Below are 3,295 nucleotides of genomic sequence, written 5' to 3'. Positions count from 1 at the left end.
AAGCACGCGCGTCACGCGATGAAGGTGCTGATGAAGTTCAAGCTTCTGGAATTGCATGCGGTGTCGCACGCTGAGTGGGATGCGTGGCTTGGCGGGACGCCCTACTTCGAGCTGATTCGAGCTCGATTCTTTGCGGATGCGTCGCTGGAGGCCCTGACGACGGACCTGCTTGCAGAGCTGATTACGGCCGGCGCAGCACAATCCGATGCTTTGGGAGTACGCAACACCTGATTGGTGGATGTTCGCCGCAATAAAAAAGCGCTGCTTCTTTCGAGTCAGCGCTTTTTATGCGTTTAGTCTTTGCATTGCGCAAAGCAAAAAACCCCAGTCATTGCTGACTGGGGTTTTCTGGGCTGTAAGAGCCTGACGATGACCTACTTTCACACGGGAACCCGCACTATCATCGGCGCTGAGTCGTTTCACTGTCCTGTTCGGGATGGGAAGGAGTGGTACCAACTCGCTATGGTCATCAGGCATAAAGGGTTGTCCGATTGATCACACGATCAATCAAACGAATTCATAGAGTTTGGAATCAGCTTTTGGCGAATTATTTTGAATGCGTCAACTTGGCATAACACCTTGATCAGATTGATCAAAGTTATAGGGTCAAGCCGCACGAGCAATTAGTATCAGTTAGCTTAACGCATTACTGCGCTTCCACACCTGACCTATCAACGTCCTGGTCTTGAACGACTCTTTAGGGGGCTCAAGGCCCCGGCAGATCTCATCTTGAAACGAGTTTCCCGCTTAGATGCTTTCAGCGGTTATCTCTTCCACACTTAGCTACTCGGCAATGCCACTGGCGTGACAACCGATACACCAGAGGTGTGTCCACTCCGGTCCTCTCGTACTAGGAGCAGGCTTCCTCAAATCTGCAGCGCCCACGGAAGATAGGGACCAAACTGTCTCACGACGTTTTAAACCCAGCTCACGTACCTCTTTAAATGGCGAACAGCCATACCCTTGGGACCGGCTACAGCCCCAGGATGAGATGAGCCGACATCGAGGTGCCAAACACCGCCGTCGATATGAACTCTTGGGCGGTATCAGCCTGTTATCCCCAGAGTACCTTTTATCCGTTGAGCGATGGCCCTTCCATACAGAACCACCGGATCACTATGTCCTGCTTTCGCATCTGCTCGACTTGTCAGTCTCGCAGTTAAGCACGCTTATGCCATTGCACTATCGTCACGATGTCCGACCGTAACTAGCGTACCTTCGAACTCCTCCGTTACGCTTTGGGAGGAGACCGCCCCAGTCAAACTGCCTACCATGCACTGTCCCCGATCCAGATAATGGACCTAGGTTAGAACCTCAAACACACCAGGGTGGTATTTCAACGTTGGCTCCACAAGATCTAGCGACCCTGCTTCAAAGCCTCCCACCTATCCTACACAGATCTGTTCAAAGTCCAATACAAAGCTACAGTAAAGGTTCATGGGGTCTTTCCGTCTTTCCGCGGGGAGATTGCATCATCACAAACATTTCAACTTCGCTGAGTCTCAGGAGGAGACAGTGTGGCCATCGTTACGCCATTCGTGCAGGTCGGAACTTACCCGACAAGGAATTTCGCTACCTTAGGACCGTTATAGTTACGGCCGCCGTTTACTGGGACTTCAATCAAGAGCTTGCACCCCATCATTTAATCTTCCAGCACCGGGCAGGCGTCACACCCTATACGTCCACTTTCGTGTTTGCAGAGTGCTGTGTTTTTAATAAACAGTCGCAGCCACCGATTTTTTGCAACCCATTCATGCTTCGTTGTTCACTACACACTAATAGGGCACACCTTCTTCCGAAGTTACGGTGTCAATTTGCCGAGTTCCTTCTCCTGAGTTCTCTCAAGCGCCTTAGAATACTCATCTCGCGCACCAGTGTCGGTTTGCGGTACGGTCGTTGTTAGCTGAAGCTTAGTGGCTTTTCCTGGAACCTCGTTCAGTCACTTCACGGACAAGTCCGCTCGATCGTTGGCCTCGGTATATGTGCACCGGATTTGCCTAATGCACGCCTACATCCAACTAAACCAGAATAATCCAATAACTGGATGACCTATTAAGATCCGTCCCCACATCGCACTAACAATCGGTACAGGAATATTGACCTGTTTCCCATCAGCTACGCATCTCTGCCTCGCCTTAGGGGCCGACTCACTCTACGCCGATGAACGTTGCGTAGAAAACCTTGCGCTTACGGCGAGGGGGCTTTTCACCCCCTTTAACGCTACTCATGTCAGCATTCGCACTTCTGATACCTCCAGCACGCTTTACAACGCACCTTCACAGGCTTACAGAACGCTCTCCTACCACTTGCAATAAATTGCAAATCCGCAGCTTCGGTAACTGGCTTAGCCCCGTTACATCTTCCGCGCAGGACGACTCGATCAGTGAGCTATTACGCTTTCTTTAAATGATGGCTGCTTCTAAGCCAACATCCTGACTGTTTTAGCCTTCCCACTTCGTTTCCCACTTAGCCAATTTTAGGGACCTTAGCTGGCGGTCTGGGTTGTTTCCCTCTTGAGTCCGGACGTTAGCACCCGGTGCTCTGTCTCCCAAGCTGTACTCATCGGTATTCGGAGTTTGCCTTGGTTTGGTAAGTCGCCATGACCCCCTAGCCAAAACAGTGCTCTACCCCCGATGGTAATACTTGAGGCACTACCTAAATAGTTTTCGGAGAGAACCAGCTATTTCCAAGTTTGTTTAGCCTTTCACCCCTATCCACAGCTCATCCGCTAGTTTTGCAACACTAGTCGGTTCGGACCTCCAGTACCTGTTACGGCACCTTCATCCTGGCCATGGATAGATCACTTGGTTTCGGGTCTACACCCAGCGACTGATCGCCCTATTCGGACTCGATTTCTCTACGGCTTCCCTATTCGGTTAACCTTGCCACTGAATGTAAGTCGCTGACCCATTATACAAAAGGTACGCAGTCACCCTTGCGGGCTCCTACTTTTTGTAAGCACGCGGTTTCAGGATCTATTTCACTCCCCTCCCGGGGTTCTTTTCGCCTTTCCCTCACGGTACTAGTTCACTATCGGTCAATGATGAGTATTTAGCCTTGGAGGATGGTCCCCCCATATTCAGACAGGATTTCTCGTGTCCCGCCCTACTTGTCGTTAGCTCAGTACCACACAGGTCATTTCACGTACGGGGCTATCACCCGCTATGGCCAGCCTTTCCAAGCTGTTCCGTTATGTCTTGTGCTATCACTAACAGGCTTCTCCGATTTCGCTCGCCACTACTTTCGGAATCTCGGTTGATGTCTTTTCCTCGAGCTACTGAGATGTTTCAGTTCA

Annotated in this window: 2 rRNA genes and 1 pseudogene (1 of these 3 only partly in view); 1 reads left to right on the top strand and 2 read right to left on the bottom strand. The window is 50.8% G+C overall.

From position 1 onward, the window contains the following. A pseudogene (locus AC07SQ_RS30495) lies at positions 1–231 on the top strand (MBL fold metallo-hydrolase); the annotation flags it as partial. A 130-nt stretch (positions 232–361) separates the two neighbouring features. Here AC07SQ_RS30495 and rrf read toward each other — a convergent pair. Then, positions 362–474 (bottom strand): 5S ribosomal RNA (gene rrf / locus AC07SQ_RS30490). A gap of 128 nt (positions 475–602) precedes the next feature. Then, positions 603–3,295, bottom strand: a 23S ribosomal RNA gene (locus tag AC07SQ_RS30485) (it continues 181 nt past the right edge of the window).

The organism is Variovorax sp. GW821-FHT06D12 (assembly GCF_059419205.1).
This window is presented reverse-complemented; position numbering and strand designations above follow the sequence as displayed.